At 36.2% G+C, this 22480-nt stretch carries 24 protein-coding genes, 1 pseudogene and 1 riboswitch; of the genes and pseudogenes, 18 read left to right on the forward strand and 7 right to left on the reverse strand.

The window, feature by feature from the left end:
* Positions 1 to 34 precede the first annotated feature (34 nt).
* The 5 genes from BAQ44_RS05950 (at position 35) to BAQ44_RS05970 (ending at position 3426) form a co-directional block, all read left to right on the forward strand.
* Entirely contained in the window at positions 35 to 694 is a 660-nt protein-coding gene (locus BAQ44_RS05950; RefSeq protein ID WP_063260851.1) for an amino acid ABC transporter permease, read from the forward strand.
* Positions 687 to 1409, forward strand: coding sequence for an amino acid ABC transporter ATP-binding protein (locus BAQ44_RS05955; RefSeq protein WP_063260852.1), 723 nt, complete (start codon positions 687 to 689; stop codon positions 1407 to 1409). The genes BAQ44_RS05950 and BAQ44_RS05955 overlap by 8 nt, the downstream gene beginning before the upstream one ends.
* Positions 1410 to 1509: 100 nt before the next feature.
* On the forward strand, positions 1510 to 2478 hold the full coding sequence (locus BAQ44_RS05960; protein ID WP_000472675.1) for an aromatic acid exporter family protein: 969 nt from the start codon (positions 1510 to 1512) through the stop codon (positions 2476 to 2478).
* Between the two features lie 16 nt (positions 2479 to 2494).
* Complete coding sequence (locus tag BAQ44_RS05965) at positions 2495 to 3055, forward strand: L,D-transpeptidase (protein ID WP_061678087.1); 561 nt, start codon at positions 2495 to 2497, stop codon at positions 3053 to 3055.
* A 131-nt stretch (positions 3056 to 3186) separates the two neighbouring features.
* A complete protein-coding gene (locus BAQ44_RS05970; protein WP_061678088.1) occupies positions 3187 to 3426 on the forward strand; it encodes a DUF3894 domain-containing protein in 240 nt (79 codons plus the stop codon).
* Between the two features lie 72 nt (positions 3427 to 3498).
* Here the strand turns inward: BAQ44_RS05970 and prli42 are convergent, their stop codons facing one another.
* Positions 3499 to 3591 (reverse strand): stressosome-associated protein Prli42, encoded by a 93-nt coding sequence (gene prli42, locus BAQ44_RS30725; protein WP_000549040.1) that lies wholly within the window; start codon positions 3589 to 3591, stop codon positions 3499 to 3501.
* A gap of 189 nt (positions 3592 to 3780) precedes the next feature.
* On the opposite strand from prli42, the gene BAQ44_RS05975 reads away from it, so the two are divergent.
* Positions 3781 to 4326 carry a GNAT family N-acetyltransferase gene (locus BAQ44_RS05975; RefSeq protein ID WP_033657628.1) on the forward strand — a complete coding sequence of 182 codons (546 nt, stop codon included), beginning with the start codon at positions 3781 to 3783 and terminating at the stop codon, positions 4324 to 4326.
* Between the two features lie 127 nt (positions 4327 to 4453).
* Positions 4454 to 5572 carry a tripeptidase T gene (locus BAQ44_RS05980; protein ID WP_000609805.1) on the forward strand — a complete coding sequence of 373 codons (1119 nt, stop codon included), beginning with the start codon at positions 4454 to 4456 and terminating at the stop codon, positions 5570 to 5572.
* Positions 5573 to 5616: 44 nt separating this feature from the next.
* Here BAQ44_RS05980 and BAQ44_RS05985 read toward each other — a convergent pair whose 3' ends face one another.
* A complete protein-coding gene (locus BAQ44_RS05985) occupies positions 5617 to 5817 on the reverse strand; it encodes a hypothetical protein (RefSeq protein ID WP_061678090.1) in 201 nt (66 codons plus the stop codon).
* Positions 5818 to 5958: 141 nt separating this feature from the next.
* Between BAQ44_RS05985 and BAQ44_RS05990 the strand changes: the two genes are divergently transcribed.
* Entirely contained in the window at positions 5959 to 7197 is a 1239-nt protein-coding gene (locus tag BAQ44_RS05990; protein ID WP_061678091.1) for a DNA polymerase IV, read from the forward strand.
* 41 nt (positions 7198 to 7238) lie between these two features.
* Here the strand turns inward: BAQ44_RS05990 and BAQ44_RS05995 are convergent, their stop codons facing one another.
* The 3 genes from BAQ44_RS05995 to BAQ44_RS06010 all read right to left on the reverse strand — a co-directional run bounded on the left by BAQ44_RS05995 (position 7239) and on the right by BAQ44_RS06010 (position 11690).
* Positions 7239 to 7940: an MgtC/SapB family protein gene (locus tag BAQ44_RS05995; protein ID WP_061678092.1), complete on the reverse strand. Its 702-nt coding sequence runs from the start codon at positions 7938 to 7940 to the stop codon at positions 7239 to 7241.
* A 110-nt stretch (positions 7941 to 8050) separates the two neighbouring features.
* The gene (gene mgtA / locus BAQ44_RS06000) at positions 8051 to 10756 is read right to left on the reverse strand and encodes a magnesium-translocating P-type ATPase (RefSeq protein ID WP_071721203.1); all 2706 of its coding nucleotides are present in this window, start codon (positions 10754 to 10756) and stop codon (positions 8051 to 8053) included.
* A gap of 328 nt (positions 10757 to 11084) precedes the next feature.
* Positions 11085 to 11252, reverse strand: a riboswitch (M-box (ykoK) riboswitch).
* Positions 11253 to 11438: 186 nt separating this feature from the next.
* Positions 11439 to 11690, reverse strand: coding sequence for a DUF3932 family protein (locus BAQ44_RS06010; RefSeq protein WP_000656495.1), 252 nt, complete (start codon positions 11688 to 11690; stop codon positions 11439 to 11441).
* Positions 11691 to 11879: 189 nt separating this feature from the next.
* Here BAQ44_RS06010 and rnz point away from each other — a divergent pair, with 189 nt between their 5' ends.
* From rnz to sdaAA, 4 genes and pseudogenes are all read left to right on the forward strand, one after another.
* A complete protein-coding gene (gene rnz, locus BAQ44_RS06015; protein WP_063260855.1) occupies positions 11880 to 12803 on the forward strand; it encodes a ribonuclease Z in 924 nt (307 codons plus the stop codon).
* Positions 12804 to 13122: 319 nt separating this feature from the next.
* Positions 13123 to 13359, forward strand: a pseudogene (locus tag BAQ44_RS31765) (hypothetical protein).
* A 79-nt stretch (positions 13360 to 13438) separates the two neighbouring features.
* A complete protein-coding gene (sdaAB, locus tag BAQ44_RS06020; RefSeq protein WP_061678097.1) occupies positions 13439 to 14098 on the forward strand; it encodes an L-serine ammonia-lyase, iron-sulfur-dependent subunit beta in 660 nt (219 codons plus the stop codon).
* A gap of 18 nt (positions 14099 to 14116) precedes the next feature.
* Positions 14117 to 14995, forward strand: a complete 879-nt coding sequence (gene sdaAA, locus BAQ44_RS06025; protein WP_063260856.1) for an L-serine ammonia-lyase, iron-sulfur-dependent, subunit alpha — start codon at positions 14117 to 14119, stop codon at positions 14993 to 14995.
* A 53-nt stretch (positions 14996 to 15048) separates the two neighbouring features.
* Here the strand turns inward: sdaAA and proI are convergent, their stop codons facing one another.
* Positions 15049 to 15888 carry a pyrroline-5-carboxylate reductase ProI gene (gene proI, locus BAQ44_RS06030; protein WP_000027261.1) on the reverse strand — a complete coding sequence of 280 codons (840 nt, stop codon included), beginning with the start codon at positions 15886 to 15888 and terminating at the stop codon, positions 15049 to 15051.
* Positions 15889 to 16053: 165 nt separating this feature from the next.
* Between proI and BAQ44_RS06035 the strand changes: the two genes are divergently transcribed.
* Both BAQ44_RS06035 and BAQ44_RS06040 read left to right on the forward strand, forming a co-directional pair.
* On the forward strand, positions 16054 to 17007 hold the full coding sequence (locus BAQ44_RS06035) for an MBL fold metallo-hydrolase (RefSeq protein ID WP_001976451.1): 954 nt from the start codon (positions 16054 to 16056) through the stop codon (positions 17005 to 17007).
* Positions 17008 to 17016: 9 nt separating this feature from the next.
* Positions 17017 to 17811 (forward strand): SDR family NAD(P)-dependent oxidoreductase, encoded by a 795-nt coding sequence (locus BAQ44_RS06040; protein WP_063260857.1) that lies wholly within the window; start codon positions 17017 to 17019, stop codon positions 17809 to 17811.
* 30 nt (positions 17812 to 17841) lie between these two features.
* Here BAQ44_RS06040 and BAQ44_RS06045 read toward each other — a convergent pair whose 3' ends face one another.
* On the reverse strand, positions 17842 to 18027 hold the full coding sequence (locus BAQ44_RS06045) for a YqzH family protein (RefSeq protein WP_063260858.1): 186 nt from the start codon (positions 18025 to 18027) through the stop codon (positions 17842 to 17844).
* 224 nt (positions 18028 to 18251) lie between these two features.
* Here BAQ44_RS06045 and argC point away from each other — a divergent pair, with 224 nt between their 5' ends.
* The 4 genes from argC to argD are packed head-to-tail and all read left to right on the forward strand — an operon-like array spanning position 18252 to position 22471.
* Complete coding sequence (argC, locus tag BAQ44_RS06050) at positions 18252 to 19301, forward strand: N-acetyl-gamma-glutamyl-phosphate reductase (protein ID WP_071721205.1); 1050 nt, start codon at positions 18252 to 18254, stop codon at positions 19299 to 19301.
* A 10-nt stretch (positions 19302 to 19311) separates the two neighbouring features.
* On the forward strand, positions 19312 to 20535 hold the full coding sequence (gene argJ, locus BAQ44_RS06055) for a bifunctional glutamate N-acetyltransferase/amino-acid acetyltransferase ArgJ (protein ID WP_063260860.1): 1224 nt from the start codon (positions 19312 to 19314) through the stop codon (positions 20533 to 20535).
* Between the two features lie 11 nt (positions 20536 to 20546).
* A complete protein-coding gene (gene argB, locus BAQ44_RS06060; RefSeq protein WP_063260861.1) occupies positions 20547 to 21314 on the forward strand; it encodes an acetylglutamate kinase in 768 nt (255 codons plus the stop codon).
* The gene (argD, locus tag BAQ44_RS06065) at positions 21311 to 22471 is read left to right on the forward strand and encodes an acetylornithine transaminase (RefSeq protein ID WP_071721206.1); all 1161 of its coding nucleotides are present in this window, start codon (positions 21311 to 21313) and stop codon (positions 22469 to 22471) included. Before argB ends, argD begins: the two co-directional genes overlap by 4 nt.
* Positions 22472 to 22480 lie beyond the last annotated feature (9 nt).

The raw sequence follows: 22480 nt of genomic DNA on the forward strand, positions 1-22480 counted from the left end.
TGCCTTTCACTTTTCTGTGAGGGGAATGAATAGAATGAACTTAGATTTTTCGGCGATTACGCCTTCGATACCATATATACTAAAAGGCCTAGAAGTTACTTTGAAAATTGTAGCAGTATCAGCGCTAGTAGGATTTATTTTAGGAACGTTATTAGCGCTTTGCAAAATTGCTAGAATACGAGCATTAAATATAGCGGCAGATTTTTATACATCAATTTTCCGTGGTACACCACTTGTATTACAATTAATGATTATTTATTTCGGTGTCCCGCAAATAATTGGTTATGATATACCAGCATTCGTAGCAGCTGTATTAGCATTTAGCTTAAATTCAGGTGCATATATGTCAGAGGTAATTCGTGCCGGCATTCAAGCGGTTGATAATGGACAAACAGAAGCAGCGATGGCTTTAGGGATACCTTACGGAAAAATGATGCGAAATATTATTTTCCCTCAAGCATTAAAAAATATATTACCAGCGCTTGTGAACGAGTTTGCGACACTTACGAAAGAATCGGCTGTAGTAACAGTAATAGGAGCGACAGATTTAATGCGCCGTGCTTACATTGTAGGCGGTGAGACGTTTAAATATCTTGAACCATTACTTTTTGTTGGACTAATTTATTATATGCTAGTCATTATTCTTACATTAGTCGGGAAGGCAATTGAAGGGAGAATGAAGAAAAGTGATTAAAATTGAAAACCTTCATAAATCATTTGGAAAAAACGAAGTATTAAAAGGAATTACAACAACGATTGAAAAAGGGGAAGTAGTAGCAATTATTGGACCGTCTGGATCAGGGAAATCAACATTTTTACGTTGTATGAATGTGTTAGAAGCACCGACAAATGGTCAAATTTGGATTGGAACGGAAGAAGTAACGAATCCGAAAACGAATATTATGCACGTTCGTGAAAATGTCGGAATGGTATTTCAGCATTTCCACCTATTTCCTCATATGACTGTATTAGAAAATATTACGTATGCTCCTATCAATGTAAAAGGAGTAACGAAACAAGAAGCTGATAAGAAAGCCGAGAAACTTTTAGAAAAGGTCGGTTTATTAGATAAAAAAGATACGTATCCAAACCGTCTTTCGGGAGGACAAAAGCAACGTGTAGCAATTGCGAGAGCGTTGGCGATGGAACCAGAAGTTATGTTATTTGATGAACCAACATCAGCACTAGATCCAGAGATGGTAAAAGAAGTGTTAGAAGTTATGAAATCATTAGTTACGACAGGAATGACAATGGCGATTGTTACACATGAAATGGGATTCGCAAAAGAAGTGGCAGATCGTGTTCTCTTTTTAGATGGTGGAAAGCTTGTAGAAGATAGTGCGCCAGCAGAATTTTTTGCAGCACCGAAAAGTGAACGTGCGCAACAATTTTTACAAAAAATATTGTAATATGTAACGGTTACGTGAATAATAAGTAGAAAAGGATGACATTGTGTCATCCTTTTTTTATACTAACTGTAAATACGTTTATACATATAGGAGCAGTGCTATGTTCAAAATTGGATACCGTACAGTAAAAACAGCAATAGGGACAGGCGCAGCAGTTTTTATTGCTCAGTTATTAGGATTAGAATTTTATAGTTCAGCGGGCATTTTAGTTATATTATGTGTACAAAATACGAAACGTAAATCACTTCAAGTATCGTTACATCGTTTTTTAGCTTGTGTATTATCAATGGTATTCGCGTTTTGTATTTTTGAAACAATTGGATATACACCGCTAGCAATTAGTATATTATTACTTACATTTATTCCGACTGCAGTTATGCTTAAAATTCAAGAAGGTATTGTCACGAGTTCAGTTATTGTGATGCATCTATATTCATTGAAACAAATTACATGGCTTATTGTTGGAAATGAAATTGCGATATTAACGATAGGAATTAGCGTGGCTTTATTAGTGAATATGTATATGCCAAGTAGTGAAAATAAGCTAAAAGAGTATCAGGATACAATAGAAAGTAATTTTAAAACAATTTTGTTTGAAATGGTCGTTTATTTACGAAACAGAGAAAGTAGTTGGAGCGGGGCAGAACTTATTGAAACTGAAAATATGCTAAATGAAGCAAGGGATTTATCGTTTAAGAAACTTGAGAATGCATTTATGCGAGAAGATGGCTATTACTATCGTTACTTTAATATGCGTATGCAGCAATTCGAAATTTTAGAGCGGATGATACCATTAGCAGCTTCTTTATCATGGACATATGAACAAGCTGACATGATTGCGGATGTGGTTGAAAACATTGGGAATGCTATTAGCCCTGAGAGTACTGGGGTTATTTCCTTAAGACAGCTGCAAGAAATGAGAGAATTATTTAGAGACATGCCATTGCCCGTTACACGTGAAGAGTTTGAGATACGTGCGAAGCTTGTTCAACTTGTGTATGAAATGGAGCAATATTTACTCATTAAAAGTCGTTTTAAGGGAAAGGATAATATAAAAGAACTTATATAGAAGGTAGGAATTACTTATGCCGTATCTTCTCTCTTTCATATTATGTTTTTCTTTATCGCCTATTTGGCCTCTTGGTGATAATCCACGTGCCGGAGATCCTTTCATTATTGTAAATAAAGCGACGAATAAACTAGCTTATATTGACGATGGAAAGATTCAAAAGGTTTTTCCAGTAGCGACAGGGAAAACAAATGAATTAACTCCAGAGGGAACTTTTGATGTTGTAATGAAAGCGAAGGATCCGTATTATATTGCAAAGAATATTCCCGGGGGATCACCGAAAAATCCGCTTGGGTCAAGGTGGATTGGATTTAATGCAAGAGGAACTGATGGAAGTAAATATGGAATACATGGAACAAACCAACCTAGTTCGATTGGAAAGTATATTTCACAAGGATGTATAAGGATGAAGAAAAACGATGTGGAGTATTTATTTGATCGCATTCCAATTGGAACGAAAGTATGGATTGTGAAGTCAAAACAATCATTTCAGCAATTGGCAAAACAAAAAGGAGCCATTGCATATGAAAAAGCCAACGAAAAGGTTGGCTTTTTCTATTGTAATAAGTTGTCTTGACATGTGTACATAACCATGAGTTAATGAGAGTATAGAAAGATAAAGTAAAACTTTAATCAGTGGAAGGTTTTTACCCGCTGACTATCAGCCCGCACCAATCGGGGTAAAAATTAGATAAAGGGGTTGCTCATATGTACTTGAATCCAAAAATTTCGTATATGCAATTTTTTATGGGATTTCTATTTGTTATTACATTCATATTGGCAACTTTTAATATATGTTCTTATCTCGTAGCAATTGTATGTATGGCATTACTCAATCTTACTTTTGTTATTGGAGCATTTCAGCAGAAACAATATACAAGTTTTATAACAGCACTTATAATGTCATTTTCCTTTAGTATTGTAGCGATTGTGCTTTATATAAAATAAACCATCTCGATATCGAGATGGTTTATTTTGTTATGTATAAAGAGTAAAAAAAGGACGAAAACATCGTCCTTTTTACCAAAACATACTTGCGCCAGCAAGTAATGTTGTTACAAGCATAGAAATTAGCATGACATAAACCATAACTTTTTGAGCTTTTTTATGCATCGTTAAACCTCCTTGCAAATCAGTACAATATCATTGTAACGAGAAATGATATTGTGGACAAGGGGAGAGAAGTGACAAAATTCGAGAAGTGTGTGTAAAGTATAACAGGAAATTTGTATGTATGTAGAGAATATATAATAATGATAGAGTATAAGTTTTTTGTTATGCAAGCTGAAGAATGGAGATACGATGATGAAAATATACGAAACAAATCGTTTACATTTAAGGGAAATTGATGAGTCGTATGCTGAAAAAGTTCTTCAATATTACGACAGAAATCGTGAATTTTTAAAAGCTTGGGAAGAGTATAGACCGGATGATTTTTTTACGTTAGATTATCAGAAGAAAAAGTTACAAAAGGATAGAAAAGAGTTTGCAGAAGGTAAAATCATCAGACTTTGGATTTTTAAAAAGGGTGATGATACAAAAATTATTGGGTGTATTTCATTTAATTTAATTGTTCGCGGCATTTATCAATCTTGTGTGCTCGGCTATAAATTAGATAAGGCAGAATTGAATAAAGGCTATACGACAGAAGCGCTTAGGAAAGCTATTCAAGTTACTTTCGAAGAATTTCAGTTACATCGTATAGAAGCACCGATTATGCCACGAAATTTAGCATCTATACAAGTAGTGACGAAGATAGGTTTTCAATATGAGGGCGTGTCTAGGAAGATGTTAATGGTAAATGGAGTATGGGAAGATCATATGCGCTGGGTATTGTTAAATGAGTAATAGAAAGCAGATGGTTATCTAGACATATAAACCGTCTGTTTTTTGTCTTGTATTTCGAAACTTTTGCGAAATTCTGTTATAATTAATAGTGTTACATACATAATGGTAGTGCAGGAGGCGCAGTATTATGATTAATCAAGAACGTTTAGTAAATGAATTTATGGAATTAGTACAAGTAGATTCTGAAACGAAATTTGAAGCAGAAATTTGTAAAGTATTAACAAAGAAATTTACAGATTTAGGTGTAGAAGTATTTGAAGATGACACAATGGCTGTTACTGGTCATGGTGCAGGTAACTTAATTTGTACTTTACCAGCAACAAAAGATGGTGTTGATACAATTTACTTTACTTCTCATATGGATACAGTAGTTCCTGGTAATGGAATTAAGCCCTCTATTAAAGATGGATATATCGTATCAGATGGTACTACGATTTTAGGTGCGGATGATAAAGCAGGATTAGCATCAATGTTCGAAGCAATTCGTGTTTTAAAAGAGAAAAATATCCCGCATGGTAAAATTGAATTTATTATTACAGTTGGAGAAGAATCTGGTCTTGTTGGTGCAAAAGCATTAGATCGTGAGCGCATTACAGCGAAATACGGTTACGCATTAGATAGCGATGGAAAAGTTGGTGAAATCGTTGTTGCAGCTCCAACACAAGCGAAAGTGAATGCAATTATTCGCGGGAAAACAGCTCATGCTGGTGTAGCACCAGAAAAAGGTGTATCTGCAATTACTATTGCAGCAAAGGCAATTGCGAAGATGCCACTTGGTCGTATTGATTCTGAAACAACTGCAAATATTGGACGTTTTGAAGGTGGTACACAAACAAATATCGTTTGCGATCATGTACAAATCTTTGCAGAGGCGCGTTCTTTAATCAATGAAAAAATGGAAGTACAAGTTGCGAAAATGAAAGAAGCATTTGAAACAACTGCAAAAGAAATGGGTGGTCATGCAGACGTTGAAGTAAACGTTATGTACCCAGGATTTAAATTTGCTGATGGCGATCACGTTGTAGAAGTTGCAAAACGTGCAGCTGAAAACATTGGTCGTACACCTTCTCTTCACCAAAGTGGTGGCGGAAGTGATGCAAACGTAATTGCAGGACACGGTATTCCAACAGTTAACTTAGCGGTTGGTTATGAAGAAATTCATACAACAAACGAAAAGATTCCTGTTGAAGAATTAGCGAAAACAGCAGAATTAGTTGTTGCAATTATTGAAGAAGTAGCGAAGTAATGTAATAGAAAAAGCGTGTAAATCATAATTGATTTACACGCTTTTTATTTTGATTCGATTGCTTTTACAAGGCGGATCAGCCAATATAAGAAAATCCATGGCAGTATATCATTTGTTATAATGCCCAGTAGACTTGGAAGAATCCCTGCTACGTTTATATTAAAAATAGGGAGTAATAAATAATTAATTAAAATGATTAATATAATAATGAGAAATGTATAGTTGAGTTTGCTGTGTGATTTCATAACAAATCACTCCTTTTACAATAATATCCATCACTCGTATTAAGTATAGCAAAAATAGGGATAAAAAGAATAAGTAATTATTATATTGTGCATGAATTTGATATAATGAAGGAACAAATGTTCTTCGAAGGGGTGAGTACTATGCGAGAAATGTATCCGAAAAAGGGTCGTGTTATTTTACATGTAGATATGAATTGTTTTTTCGCATCTGTTGAAATTGCTCATGACCCATCATTACAAGGAAAGCCGTTAGCGGTTGCTGGAAATGAAAAAGAAAGAAAAGGAATTATCATAACATGTAGTTATGAGGCGAGAGACTATGGAATACGTACAACGATGCCTCTTTGGGAAGCGAAAAGGTTATGCCCGCAATTAGTTGTAAGGCGTCCTAATTTTACATTATATCGTGAAGCTTCATTTCAAATGTTTCAAATCCTTTCCCGTTTTACGGAAAAAATACAACCAGTCTCAATAGATGAAGGGTATTTAGATATTACAGATTGTTACGCACTCGGTTCGCCTCTTGAAATAGCAAAGATGATTCAACAAGCATTATTAACAGAGTTACAGCTGCCGTGTAGCATCGGAATTGCTCCAAACCTTTTCCTAGCAAAAACAGCTTCTGATATGAAAAAGCCTCTCGGTATTACTGTGCTTCGAAAACGAGATATTCCAGAAATAATTTGGCCACTTCCAGTTGGAGCAATGCATGGAATTGGAGAAAAAACAGCTGAAAAATTAAATGATATTCATATACAAACAATTGAGCAGTTAGCAAAAGGAAACGAACATATCATTCGCGCTAAAATTGGAAAGCATGGTGTTGATTTAAAGCGGCGGGCAAACGGTATGGATGATAGGGAAGTTGATCCGAGTCAAATGGGACAGCATAAAAGTGTTGGTAATTCGATGACCTTTTCAAAGGATATGGATGAAGAGAAAGAATTACTTGATATGTTAGAACGGCTATCAAAATCAGTGAGTAAAAGATTACAAAAGCGAACTCTTGTCAGCTATAATATTCAAATTATGATTAAATATCATGATAGGCGGACAGTAACGCGGAGTAAGCAATTGAAAAATGCGATTTGGGAAGAACGAGATATTTTTCAGGCAGCATCTCGCTTATGGAAGCAACATTGGGACGGTGATTCCGTCCGTTTACTAGGTGTTACAGCTACTGAAATAGAGTGGAAGACAGAATCGGTGAAACAATTAGATTTGTTTTCATTTGAAGAAGATGCGAAAGAAGAGCCACTACTTGCTGTCATCGATCAAATTAATGATAAATATGGAATGCCCCTTTTACAACGAGGTAGTCAATTGTTACGTAAGCAAGAAAAGTCTTTTCAGCAAAAATTAGAAAATAAGTTTATGTAGAAGGTGTCATGAAGCTGTACATATCATGACACCTTTTATTTTTAACTTGCTTCTAAATCTAATGAAGTTTTCCAACCAGCTGCAGTAACGCCAGCTTCTAATAGCATTCTACTCACTATTTTTTCAATTAAGACTGCTGCATTTGTATTGCAATGTAATGTAGCTTGTATACACACTTTTTGCTTAGAATCTACGTCTTCACTATACAATTCTTTTAAACCAATGCCTTCAGAACTGACCATATGCATAAGTAAAAACCGAATATGGGCTTCGTGTTCTTCTGAACAAGTAAGAGAAAGGAAGTAGTTCGTTTGTTCAGGTGATTCTTCTTTTGATTTTTGATTCATAAAGAGAGCGATTGGACGGAGTAGTATATTTGCCAGTAAAACGCCGGTTGCACCTAATATAGCTGCAACGAGGAAACCAGCGCCTGTAAGAGTACCAACAGCAGCTGCGCACCATAGAGTAGCCGCAGTATTAAGCCCTCTAATACTAAAACCATCGCGGATAATAACGCCGCCTCCTAAAAAACCAATCCCACTAACGACTTGAGCGGCAATACGTGAGGGGCTAGCATCGTGATCAAGCATGACGGATAATAAAACAAATATACAGGCACCAAGTGATACGAGAGCATTTGTCCGTAATCCAGCCATCCTGTGTCTCCATTGCCGTTCCATTCCGATGCAAGCACCTACAATAATTGCGATAAATAATCTTAATACAATGTCATACCATACCATCCTGGTCACCTCCATACATATAAGTCCATGTTATGTTTTTGAGAATGAGTGGGTACTCCCACTCATTCTCATTTCTATCCCGCTATTTGCGGGCTGATGAAAGCTTCACTTTATAACCAGCTATGAAACTTTTTAATATAAACTTTTTTTAGGAACTGTGTTAAGAAAGCATAGCCTAATAGTATTCCTATTAACCAAGGGAAATAGCTAAGTGGTAATGCTTGTAATCCAACAGCTGCTCCAAGTGGCGAGAATGGAATATAAATTCCGATTGCCATAATACAAGCGGTTAATAAAAGAACTGGTATTGATGCAGTACTTTGAATGAACGGAATCTTCTGTGTTCTTATCATGTGAACAATTAAAGTTTGTGTTAGTAATCCAACGACAAACCAACCAGATTGGAATAATGATTGTTCGCTAGCTGTATTTGCGCCGAAGACGTTCCACATGACTACATATGTGATGATATCAAATATGGAACTAATTGGACCGATACAAATAATGAAGTTCCGTAAATTCGCAGTATCCCATTTTCTTGGTTTTTCTAAAAACTCTTTATCCATTTTGTCCCATGGAATAGACAGTTGTGAAATATCATAAAGCAAGTTTTGAATTAAAAGGTGAATGGCAAGCATCGGCAAGAAGGGGATGAAAGCACTTGCTACTAACACACTAAATACATTTCCAAAGTTAGAGCTAGCTGTCATTTTAATATATTTTAAAATGTTTCCAAATGTAGTGCGTCCTTCTAAAATACCTGCTTCTAATATGGTTAAACTTTTTTCGAGTAAAATAATGTCGGAAGACTCTTTTGCAATATCGGTAGCAGTATCAACAGATATGCCAACATCAGCTTCACGTAATGCTACGGCATCGTTAATGCCATCTCCCATATAACCTACAGTGTGTCCGTTTCCTTGTAATACTCGTATAATGCGAGATTTTTGCATTGGATTTAGTTTAGCAAATACAGTTGTTTCTTCGGCCAATTTTGCTAATGCTTTATCAGGTAAAGAATCGATTTCGTAACCAAGGACAGGCTCACCGATATTTAATCCAACTTCTTTGCAAACTTTTCTTGTCACGATTTCGTTATCGCCAGTTAAAATTTTTACTTGTACTCCATGTTTCTGTAATGCTTGAATGGCAGTAGCTGCAGATGGTTTCGGTGGATCTAAAAAGCCGATATATCCAGCGAGAATCATATCATTTTCATCTTGTACCGTGTACTCTGTATCATGTATTGGTCTATCTTTTTTATAAGCTACAGCAATAACACGCATACCTTCACTATTTAATGTCTCACTTAGTTGTTTTACATGTGAGCGCATGTCATCGGTAAGAGAATCAACTTTTCCATCTACTTCAGTGTAGTTACAAATAGATAAAATTTCTTCTACTGCCCCTTTACAAACCATTGTATGTTCACCTGAAATATCTTTCACGATGACAGACATACGCCGGCGTGCAAAATCAAATGGAATTTCATCTAGTTTTTGAAAAATGGATGGATTAAACTTCTGGTTTTCTTCTGTATGTTTCATAACAGCTTTATCTATTAAATTTTTCAATCCTGTTTGATAGAAGCTATTTAAATAGGCGAAGTGTAATACACGATTACATGTATTACCGTTTGGATCTAAATGCCGGACAAGTACGACTTTATCTTCTGTTAAAGTACCTGTTTTATCGGTACAAAGAATGTTCATAGCACCTAAGTTTTGAATAGAATTCAGTTGTTTTACAATTACTTTCTGTTTAGACATGTTAACGGCACCTTTTGCTAAATTAGCAGTTACAATCATTGGTAACATTTCAGGTGTGAGGCCAACAGCAATTGCGATAGCGAAGAAGAAAGCCTCTTGCCAATCCCCTTTTGTGAATCCGTTAATGAGAAGAACGATAGGCGCCATAATAAGCATGAATGTAATTAAGAGCCAGCTTACTTTGTTTACACCTTTATCAAAGCTTGTTTCTACTCGTTTGCCGATTACCTTTTTTGCTAAAGAGCCGAAATACGTATCGGTACTTGTGGAGATGACAACAGCTTTTGCACTACCACTTACAATATTTGTACCCATAAAACAAAGGTTTTCCATATCGAGTGGATTGTAATTTTTTTTCATGTTTTTCGGTAACATATGTTTATTCTCTGTATGGTAGCAGTTTTCATACTTTTCCACAGGAAGTGCTTCCCCAGTTAAAGAAGACTGATTCACAAATAAATCTTTAGCTGATAGAATACGCACATCAGCCGGAACGATATCACCGGCTGAAAGTGAAATAATATCGCCAGGTACAAGTTCTTCAATTGGAATTTCGGTTGAATCATTTTGCTTCAAATTCATTACGTTTTTTGTTTCGTGTACAAATCCATCTATTCTAAAGACGCTTGCCGTTGTTCGAACCATAGCTTTTAACTGATCCGCAGCTTTTTGAGAACGAAATTCTTGTAGAAAGCGAATCGTTGCACTTAGCATTACCATTACAGATACGACAATGGTTCCTTGTATGTCATCTGTGAAAAAAGAGAGTGCGCCGAGAGCTAATAAAACAAAAATAAATGGATTTTTAAATGCCAGTAGAAATTGAATGTACCACGGTGATGTTTTATTATGAGCGATTTCATTCGGGCCATATAAAGTAAGTCTACGAGCCGCTTCTTGTTTAGAGAGTCCATCTTCTGTTGTTTCTAAAAGTTGTAACGCCTTGTTTGCACCTTGTGTTGCGACTTCCACCAATAATTCGTTATTTGTTTTCATGCGATCTTGATCGTATGAATGTTTTGTTTCTTGTCTTTGTAAATTTAACATCGGTAGTTCCTCCTTTTTCATGAAGGAGGAAACAATCTGTTACTCGACTATTTAAAATTAGGAGGAACAGCTTCTTTCCTACCTACATGATGAAATATTAATGTAATACATATGGGTATCTGGGCCGAATCATCAATTGCCAACTGTTCCTCACCTCCGTACAATTTAGTAGTTTCTGAATATGCTATGTTTGTTTCATAGTAAGGTGCATATATAAAAAGACCTTTACTCAAAACGAGTAAAGGTCTGAATTCGCAGTTAAAAGAGTCCACAACAAAGACTGTTAGTAAACATAGATAAAAACAGTTTTTGTGTATGACAAAAATACATGCACCTCTCCCTCGTTGAGTTTTAGCACTGTATAGCATAGGTACTGAAACCAGCTACGTTAAGAAAGGCCTTCATTCCGACCTTTCCTGTTGACCCATTGGCGTCTCTCGACATTTTTGGGCAGCAGCGTTTCTCTATACAGGAGCCTCACCTAACAGAGACCATATTCAATTACAATTTGAATGTTAGCACTGTAAATTTATAGTGTCAATATATTTTTTGAAAAATCAAATAGGTTTATGATGGCTATATAGTAGGAAATAAGCGGAGTATTTTTGAAATAGGATTGGAAAATAAATACTGTAATGAACATAAATAAAAAGCACTGATTACAGTGCTTTTTATTTATAGATTATGAGATTGTAGCATTTTCAAAAATAACAATTTCTGAACTGTTTGTTGTTGAAACGCGTTGTGCGTAATATGTTAAAGCTGAAGAAATATATGTTGGTAACGAATCATTTGTATGTGTTGTTGTATATTCATGGATTAATTCTTTCAAAGTCGTCCATTCTAATTGTGCTGGGTGATCAGACACGAAAGAACTTACCCAGCGGTCAAATGAAGATGAAAAATCAGTTTGTAAACGAAATGCTTCTTTCATAATAAAACGCTCCCTTAAAATGTAGTATAATCATTTTAACATAAAACACGAACGATTACTAAGTTTTTTAAGTATAACGTTCGTGATATATAGTTGTCTAGATGATTGGTTATGTAAATTCGATTTGCCATTTGAAATAACATTCCGTAAGATAAAAGGTAGATTATATAAAGAGCTGGAGGAAAGAAAGTGGAATTTGTATTTTTAGGAACTGGTGCAGGTGTTCCTTCGAAAGGAAGGAACGTTTCGGCAATTGCTTTGCAATTGTTAGAAGAACGAGGACAGACTTGGTTATTTGATTGTGGCGAGGCGACGCAACATCAAATACTACATACATCAGTACGCCCACGCCGCATTGAAAAAATATTTATTACGCATTTACATGGTGATCATATTTTTGGCTTACCTGGTTTATTAGGAAGCCGTTCATTTCAAGGAGGGACTACACCTTTAACAGTGTATGGACCAAAAGGAATTAAACAATTTATTGAAGTGGCATTATCAGTAAGTACGACACATGTAAAATATCCACTTAAAATTATTGAGATAACAGAAGAAGGTACTGTATTTGAAGATAATGAATTTCACGTGGAAACGAAAAGATTGTCACACGGCATTGAATGTTTTGGGTATCGAATCGTAGAGAAAGATATACAAGGTGCTCTTTTAGTCGATAAATTGCTGGAGATGGGTGTGAAACCAGGCCCGCTCTTTAAACGTTTAAAAGATGGAGAAGTAGTTGAATTAGAAAATGGTACGATACTAAATGGAAAAGACTTTATTGGTCCGCCTCAAAAGGGAAGAATTATTACCATTTTAGGTGATACAAGATATTGTGAAGCGAGTAGAGAGCTGGCACAAGACGCTGACGTACTTGTCCATGAGGCAACTTTTGCGGCAGAAGATGAACAACAAGCGTATGATTATTTTCATTCTACATCTAAGCAAGCTGCGAGTATTGCACTTCAGGCAAATGCAAAACGATTAATATTGACTCATATTAGTTCTCGTTATCAAGGAGATACATATAAGGAATTATGGAAAGAGGCAAGAGAGCTATTTTCTAATACGGAAATAGCTACGGATTTGAAATCATTTCCAGTGGATAGATAATAATGGTGTAAAAAAATGGTGACAAAAGGTCGCCATTTTTTTATTTCTAAAAAAAAATAAAAATAAATCTGTTATCATTTTATACTTATATGGGATGAAACAGAAAATTTTTATGATGTGAAGATATAGGATAAAAATACATAGTACCGATTATTTAGAGAAACTGTTATATAAGTCAGACGACATACGAGTGGTACAAATACCAAAAACGGATTGTTATTCAGAACTTTTAAAATTCATTAAAAGTAAGCGTTTTATTAAAAACAAGCTATAATGAGGGCAGATTATAATTTATCCGCTATTTGTGGGCTAATAATCAGTGGGATGGATAAGATCTCTACCGATTAAAGTTTCACTTGTTTATGCTATCCTTGTAAGTGGTTCTGTGTTAAACTTTGGATTGCTACCAGACTTTATTCTGGATTAGCTTATATTATTTTTAAATGAAGGTAATGCGAAGTTTCTTATTTATTATGGTCACTAGTATTATTTCAGGATATATTGTTTCACTGTTACTCAAAAACAATCCAATTCGTATAGCGGAATAAGTTCGTAGTACAACTGGAAAAGCAACCGATTTGGTAGCTTAATAGAATAGTAAAAAATTTTTTCATAGAGGTTTAGGGGGAGTTATGATGAAGTATCGCTCAGTATTTGATATTATTGGTCCAGTTATGATTGGTCCATCAAGTTCACATACAGCAGGCGCAGCAAGAATGGGGCAAGTTGCTCGCCAGCTGTTTCGTCATGAACCAGAAAGAGTAAGCATTTCATTATATGGATCATTTGCAAAGACGTATCGTGGGCATGGTACAGATGTAGCACTGATCGGTGGGATATTAGGGTTTGAAACAGATGACTTACGTATTCCAGAGGCGCTAGACATAGCAAAAGAGCGCGGAATTGAAGTAGAATTTATTGAAGAAGATGCAAATGCACCTCACCCAAATACAGCGAGAATTCGTTTGTATAAAGGTGAAGAAGAAATTGAAGTTGTTGCTTGCTCAATTGGTGGCGGTAAAATTGAAGTTGTAGAATTAAACGGGTTCGATCTTCAATTAACAGGCACGAGTCCAGCACTACTTATTGTAAATAACGATCGCTTTGGTGCTATTGCAGCAGTAGCTTCAATCCTTGCGAAACACGAGATTAACATTAGTACAATGAGTGTTTCTCGTAAAGAAAAAGGAAGAAGAGCGCTTATGGTTATCGAAACAGATGAATTATTAGCAGATGAAGTGATTGAAGAGATAAACGCGCAACAAAATATTTGTCAAGTAACTATTATGGAATAATTGCAGGGGGGACACACCATGTTTCGGAACGCAGCGGAACTAGTGGCGCAAGCTAAAGAACAAAATGTAAAAATCGCAGAAATTATGATTAAATGTGAAATGGAAACAAGAAATATTTCACGTGAAGAAGTAATTGCTGGTATGGAAAAGAACTTAGTCGTAATGGAGCAAGCAGTAGAACGTGGTATTCGCGGAGTGAAATCACCAACTGGTTTAACTGGTGGAGATGCTGTAAAAGTTCAGACGTATATGAATAGCGGAAAAGGCTTATCTGGAGATACGATTTTGGACGCAGTGAGTAAAGCTGTTGCAACAAATGAAGTAAACGCAGCGATGGGAATTATTTGTGCAACGCCAACAGCAGGGTCTGCTGGAACAGTGCCAGGTGTACTATTTGCACTAAGAGAAAAATTGCAGCCTACACGTGAAGAAATGATTGAATTCTTATTTACAGCAGGAGCTTTCGGCATGGTTGTTGCAAATAACGCTTGTATTTCTGGTGCAGCGGGAGGATGCCAAGCTGAGGTTGGTTCAGCAAGTGGCATGGCAGCTGCAGCTGCAGTTGAGATGGCTGGTGGAACACAAGATCAAGCAGCTACAGCGATGGCGATTTCATTAAAGAATATGCTTGGTTTAGTATGTGATCCTGTTGCAGGGCTTGTAGAAGTACCTTGTGTAAAACGTAATGCAGCAGGAGCTGCGAATGCGATGATTTCAGCTGATTTAGCATTAGCTGGTGTAACGAGTACAATTCCATGTGATGAAGTAATTGAGGCAATGTTTAGAATCGGACAAACGATGCCAGTAGCACTTCGTGAAACAGCGGAAGGTGGACTTGCAGCAACACCAACTGGCCGTCGTCTGCAAGAAGAGATTTTCGGGAAAACTAATAACTAAACAATATATATTTATAAAAAAATGGAGCTCAAGTAAGATTGAGCTCCATTTTTTTATTTCTCTTTTGTTAGTTGTTCTAATGTTTTTCCAAGATTATGTGATCGTTGTGTAGCCTGTGTAATACAAGAAATAAGTGCTTGTTGAAATTTATGTTCTTGTAATACTTCAATGCCTGCTTCGGTCGTTCCGCCAGGAGAAGTAATTTCCTTTCGCAAAACAGAAGGGTGTTTTTCACTTGCTTTTAGCATTTCAGCAGCACCAATCATCGTCTGAAGAATAAGTGACTTTGCAACATCTTCTTTTAAACCAATTGTTTTTGCGGCTTCTTCCATCGCTTCCACTACGTAATAAATATAAGCAGGTCCACTTCCAGATAATGCAGTGACAGCATGCATATCTTCTTCCTCTACAACAGAGACGAGACCGATCGTTTCAAATAAGGCTATGGCAGTCTGAATATGTTCCGCTGTTGCATGCTTTGAAGGCGAGATAGCAGTGGCTGACTTTAAAATAGCTGCAGATGTATTTGGCATCGCACGAATAATCGGAACATCTTTTTGAAGTAGGTTTCTAATTGAGTGAGTAGAAACACCTGCTAATAACGAAATAATAAGCAGGTTATTATGTATATCTTCTTTAAAAGGAGTCAGTGCTTCTGCAACATCCTTCGGCTTCATTGCTAGAAAAAGAATAGTTGTATCAGTAAGTAGCTCTTTTTTATTATGTGTACCTTTGACGCCGTATTTTTTATGTAGCTCCTGCAACCTTGTCTCGTTAGAACGATTACTTACAGTAATTTGTTCGCCTTTCACAACATTTGCATGTAACAAGCCACCAATAATAGCTTCAGCAATAGAGCCTGCACCGAGAAAGGAAATGTTTTGAATAGACATGATGTTCCTCCTTTAAATTTGGTTAGAAATTCTTATAAATGTACATACATTCGTTTTTTTATAGGAAACACCTCTTTTTATCTGAAAATAATGACAAATATATGTAGAAGATGTAAACTGAAGAAGTATTCATTTTTGAACCGGAAAGAGACAGGGGGGCTAAGCATGACGGCGATTCACCGAATGGAGATTCCTGTGCCATTTGCAGTTGAAACTGTGAATGTGTTTTTAGTTGAGGGGGAGACATTAACATTAATCGATACAGGGACGAAGACAGAAGGGGCAAGAAGTGCGTTAGAAAGTCAATTAGGTGCATTAGGATATACGATAGAAGATATTGAAACAGTAGTCATTACGCACCATCATGCGGATCATTGTGGGCTTTTAAATATATTTTCTGAGAAGACGAACATTATTGGGCACCCTTGGAATGAGCCTTGGATCACGCAAAATCCAGAATTTCTAAAGCGCTATCATGAGTTTTTTAGAGAGACTGCTTTGCAATTTGGTGTGCCAGCAGCATTTTTGAAAGACGAGGCGTTATTGACGTCAAAGACACTGAAGTATTCTTGTAATAGATCGTTAACGCATACTGTGAGAGAGGGAGATCGTATTGATTCTTTACCTGGGTTTACAGTTATTGAAACACCAGGTCATGCTTCCACTCATATTTCATTATATAGAGAATCTGATGGAATATTAATTGGCGGGGATGCTCTCATTAGTCATATTTCTTCGAATCCCATATTAGAACCACCATATGAAGGACAAACAGAAAGGGCACGCCCATTATTACAATATAATCAAACGTTAAAACGTTTAAGTGAAATGAATATTTCACGCATTTTATCAGGACATGGAGAAGATGTTCTAAATGTGAAACAACTTATTGAAACGAGATTACAAAAGCAAGAAACACGTGCGTTTAAAGTGCTTGAGTTATTAAAGGAAAAACCAATGACAGCATTTGAAGTATGTGTAAAACTATTTCCAGTATTATATAAGGAACAATTGCCACTTACTATTTCAGAAACTGTTGGACAATTAGACTTTTTAGCATATAATCAACAAGTGATGATTGATGAATCTTCACAACAATTGATTTATTATGCAAAGTAGGTGACAGCAATGACAGGACGTTTACAAAATAAAGTAATCGTCATTACAGGTGCTTCTAGTGGAATTGGAGAGCAAGTTGCAATGCAAGTTGCAGAGCTGGGGGCGACTCCAGTATTAATGGCTAGAACAGAAGAAAAATTAAAAGCGTTAGCAGAGAAAATTAAAGAAACGTATAATACGCCTTGCTATTACTATGTATTAGATGTAAGTGAAGAGACGGAAGTACAATCTGTTTTTTCAAAGGTATTACAAGAAGTAGGACGTATTGATATATTAGTAAACAATGCGGGATTTGGTATTTTTAAAACGTTTGAAGAGGCGTCAATGGATGAAGTGAAAGATATGTTCCAAGTAAATGTATTTGGATTAGTAGCTTGTACGAAAGCGGTACTACCTTATATGGTGAAAAGAAACGAAGGGCATATTATTAATATTGCTTCACTTGCTGGGAAAATTGCAACTCCGAAATCGAGTGCGTATGCTGCGACGAAACATGCAGTATTAGGGTTTACGAATAGTTTACGCATGGAGTTATCTAGTACAAATCTTTTCGTAACAGCGATTAATCCAGGTCCGATAGATACGAACTTTTTTGAAATAGCTGATCAATCCGGTACATATGTGAAAAATATGGGACGATACATGTTAAAACCAACATATGTTGCAGAGCAAATCGTAAAATCGATGCAAACGAAAAAGCGTGAAGTAAACTTACCGAAGTGGATGGGCATGGGTCCAAAACTTTATGCTCTCTTCCCAGGTTTATTTGAGCGTTTTGCAGGCAAATCATTAAGTAAAAAATAGGAGATTTCCATATGGAAATCTCCTATTTTTTTATTTTCCAGTCACATAATCGTAAACGATATCCTCAACTGCCTCGTATACATCAATTTCAGTATTTGTATGAATTATCGTTTGAATATGTTTAATTAGCATTTCCTGATCCTCATTTGACATAGGATTACATTGATATTGTTGAAAACTTTTTATAATCATTTTCTCAATGAATTTCTCATTCATGTTTTTCCCCGCCTGTATGTACGTATGTATTGTTTTATTGTACTTGAAGTGAAACAAAAAAACTACTATGCAATATTTATGTATAAAAATTCGAATGTGTATATTGTTTTTCTAGTAAAATTAAGTTTTTTAAGTTTGTAAAATTTATAAATATTTAATTGACTCTATAAATATACAATATTATAATCATACTTAATTTAAAGAATTGATATGAGGAGGAGCATATGAAAGTCGCAATTATTGGAGCAACTGGGTATGGAGGTATTGAGTTAATTCGGTTATTAGAGCAACATCCATATTTTTCGATAGCATCTCTTCATTCTTTTTCGCAAGTTGGCGAGTGTATAACAAATGTATATCCACATTTTCAAAATGTTCTTGTTCATACGTTACAAGAAATTGATGCGGAGGAAATAAAGAAGAAAGCAGAAATTGTATTTTTAGCAACCCCAGCAGGAGTATCAGCAGAGTTAACTCCGAAATTATTAGCAGTAGGTTTAAAAGTAATTGACCTATCTGGAGACTTTCGTATGAAAGATCCTTCGACATATGAACAGTGGTATAAAAGGACAGCTGCAAAAAAAGAAGTTCTTAGGGAAGCTATATATGGGTTAAGCGAATGGAAAAGGTCCGAAATTCAAAATGCAAATTTAATTGCAAACCCAGGATGCTTTGCTACAGCTGCATTATTAGCGATATTACCGTTAGTAAGTAGCGGCATAATTGAAGAAGATTCCATTATTATTGATGCGAAATCAGGCGTATCTGGAGCAGGAAAAACGCCAACAACGATGACTCACTTTCCTGAGTTATACGATAACTTACGTATTTATAAAGTAAATGAGCATCAACACGTTCCTGAGATTGAGCAAATGCTTGCAGAGTGGAATAGGGAAACGAAGCCAATTACGTTTAGTACACATTTAATACCGATATCACGAGGGATTATGATTACACTTTATGCGAAAGTAAAACGAGAAATAGAAATAGAAATAGAAATAGAACAGCTTCAAAAGTTATATGAAGAAACGTATGAACAATCGCCTTTCATTCGAATTCGCACACAAGGAGAGTTTCCAAGTCCGAAAGAAGTGAGGGGCTCAAATTATTGTGATATGGGTATAGCTTACGATAAAAGAACAGGAAGAGTGACAGTCGTTTCTGTTATAGACAATATGATGAAAGGTGCTGCTGGGCAAGCGGTTCAAAATGCAAATATAGTAGCGGGACTAGAAGAAACAACAGGCTTACAACATATGCCGCTTTATCTATAAGGGGGACATGATGATTAAAGTAGAGTCTATTACAAAATTAGAAAATGGTTCCATTGTAGCACCAAAAGGATTTTCGGCAATCGGTACTGCAAATGGTTTGAAAAAAGAAAAAAAGGATTTAGGTGTAATCATTTGTGAAGTGCCAGCATCATGTGCCGCTGTTTATACAACGAATCAAATACAAGCAGCCCCGTTGCAAGTAACGAAAGAAAGTATAGCGGCTGAGGGGAAATTACAAGCTATTATCGTCAATAGTGGAAATGCAAACGCTTGTACAGGAATGAAAGGCTTACAAGATGCTTACGAGATGCGTGCATTAGGGGCGGAACATTTTGGAGTGAAAGAACATTACGTTGCAGTAGCTTCAACAGGTGTAATTGGTGTTCAGCTCCCGATGGATATAATTCGAAAGGGAATTGTAACTCTTATCCCGACGAAGGAAGTAAGTGAAGCACGTTCTTTTTCTGAAGCAATTTTAACGACGGATCTTATAACGAAAGAAACGTGCTATGAGATGATTATTGATGGAAAAAAAGTGACGATTGCTGGTGTTGCGAAAGGTTCAGGGATGATTCATCCAAATATGGCAACGATGCTAAGTTTTATTACGACAGATGCTCATATAGAGCATGACGTATTGCAAACAGCATTATCACAAATAACGAATCATACATTTAATCAAATTACGGTAGATGGAGATACTTCTACGAATGATATGGTCATCGTTATGGCAAGTGGATTATCAGAAACGAAACCAATCAATATGGAACATGCAGATTGGGAAACTTTCGTATTCGCTTTACAGAAGGTGTGTGAAGATTTAGCAAAAAAAATTGCGCAAGATGGTGAAGGCGCTACGAAGTTAATAGAAGTAAATGTGCTAGGAGCCCGAACGAATGAAGAGGCAAAGAAAATTGCAAAGCAAATAGTCGGTTCGAGTCTTGTGAAAACAGCAATACATGGTGAAGACCCAAATTGGGGCCGAATTATAAGCAGTATGGGACAAAGTGAAGTAGCGATTCATCCAAATACAATTGATATTACTCTTCAATCTATCGCAGTGCTAAAAAATAGTGAACCTCAAATGTTTTCTGAAGAGGAAATGAAAAAGAAATTAAAAGAACATGAAATTATGATTGATGTGCATTTACATTTAGGAGAAGAGAACGGATCAGCTTGGGGCTGTGACTTAAGCTATGAATATGTGAAAATAAACGCTTGTTATCGTACATAAGGAGAGGGAAGATGAGCGATTATATTGTAGTGAAATGCGGCGGTAGTATGTTGGATCAATTAAATGATGTGTTTTTTGATTGTATAAAGAAATTGCAACAGAAGTATAAAGTAGTGATTGTCCATGGTGGCGGCCCAGAAATTGATGCGCAATTAAAAGATTGTAACATCAAAGTAGAAAAAAGAGATGGGTTACGAGTAACACCAAAAGAAGTTATGGATATTGTTCAAATGGTGCTATGCGGAAGTACGAATAAAAAATTTGTGATGAAGTTGCAAAGGCATAATTTACTTGCGGTAGGTTGTTCAGGGTGTGACGGCAAATTACTTCAAGTTCAACCTGTCAGCGAAGAAATAGGATATGTGGGAGAAGTAAGTTATGTTGAAACATCCTTACTAAAAGGATTGATAAATTTGAACTATATTCCTGTTATTGCTCCGGTCGGGATAAATGATAATGAGATTTATAACATAAATGCGGATACAGCTGCAGCTGGAATTGCGGCCGCATTATCCGCAAAAGAACTCATTTTTATTACGGATGTAGATGGGATATTACATGAAGGGAAATTAGTAAAGAAAACGGATGAATCGGAAATTATTACTTTAATAGAAAAAGGAGTTATTACAGGCGGGATGATCCCGAAAGTACAGGCGGCACTAACGTCATTAAAAATGGGAGTGCAAAAGATAAGTATTGTGAACGGTACAAAAGATTTTACTGAAGTTACGGGCGAGTGTATTGGAACGACGGTAACGAAAGGAGTAAGTATCGTATGACAAGTCATCTTTTTCAAACGTATGGGAGAAGAAATATTGAGCTTGTAAAGGGAAGTGGAACGAAAGTTATTGATGAAAATGGTAAGCAATATTTAGACTTCACATCAGGAATTGGCGTATGTAATTTAGGGCATTGTCATCCTACGGTTATGAAAGCTGTTCAAGAGCAACTTCATGATATGTGGCATATATCTAACCTGTTTACAAACAGCTTACAAGAAGAAGTAGCGTCATTATTAACAGAAAATACAGCGTTAGATTCTGTTTTTTTCTGTAATAGCGGGGCAGAGGCGAATGAAGCTGCTTTGAAGCTAGCTCGTAAGCATACTGGAAAATCTCTCGTCATCACATGTCAGCAGTCTTTTCACGGTAGAACATTCGGAACGATGAGTGCGACGGGGCAAAATAAAGTGAAAGAAGGATTTGGTCCGCTCCTTCCGTCTTTTTTACATACCCCGTTTAACGATATAAAGGAGTTAGAGGAAGTAATGAATGAAGAAGTAGCGGCGGTAATGGTAGAAGTTGTTCAAGGAGAGGGAGGAGTCATTCCTGCTGATCTATCTTTTTTGAAAGCAATTGAAACATTATGTAATAAGTTCGGTTCCTTATTTATTATAGACGAAGTACAAACAGGGATTGGAAGAACAGGGACATTATTTGCTTACGAACAAATGGGAATAGATCCTCATATTGTTACTGCCGCTAAGGCGCTTGGAAATGGCATACCCGTTGGAGCGATGATTGGCCGGAAAGAACTTGGAGCATCGTTTACTGCAGGATCACATGGTTCAACGTTTGGTGGAAATTATATTGCAATGGCTGCAGCGAAAGAAGTATTGCAAGTAAGTAAGAAACCATCGTTTTTAAAAGAAGTAAAGGAAAAGAGCGAATACGTATTAGAGAAGTTGCGAGAGGAATTACGACATGTTGAATGTATTCAAAATATACGTGGTAAGGGGCTTATGATCGGGATCGAGTGTAAGCATGAAGTTGCAAGTTTTATAGAACAACTAGAGAAAGAAGGACTTCTCGTATTACAAGCAGGACCTAATGTGATAAGACTATTACCACCACTTATTGTAACGAATGAAGAGCTAGAACAGGCAGTATATATGATAAAAAAAGTAGTTTGTACAAAAAACGTATCAATCATATAAGGGGGAAAT

Origin of the sequence: Bacillus mobilis (assembly GCF_001884045.1) — a bacterium.
Classification (GTDB): domain Bacteria; phylum Bacillota; class Bacilli; order Bacillales; family Bacillaceae_G; genus Bacillus_A; species Bacillus_A mobilis.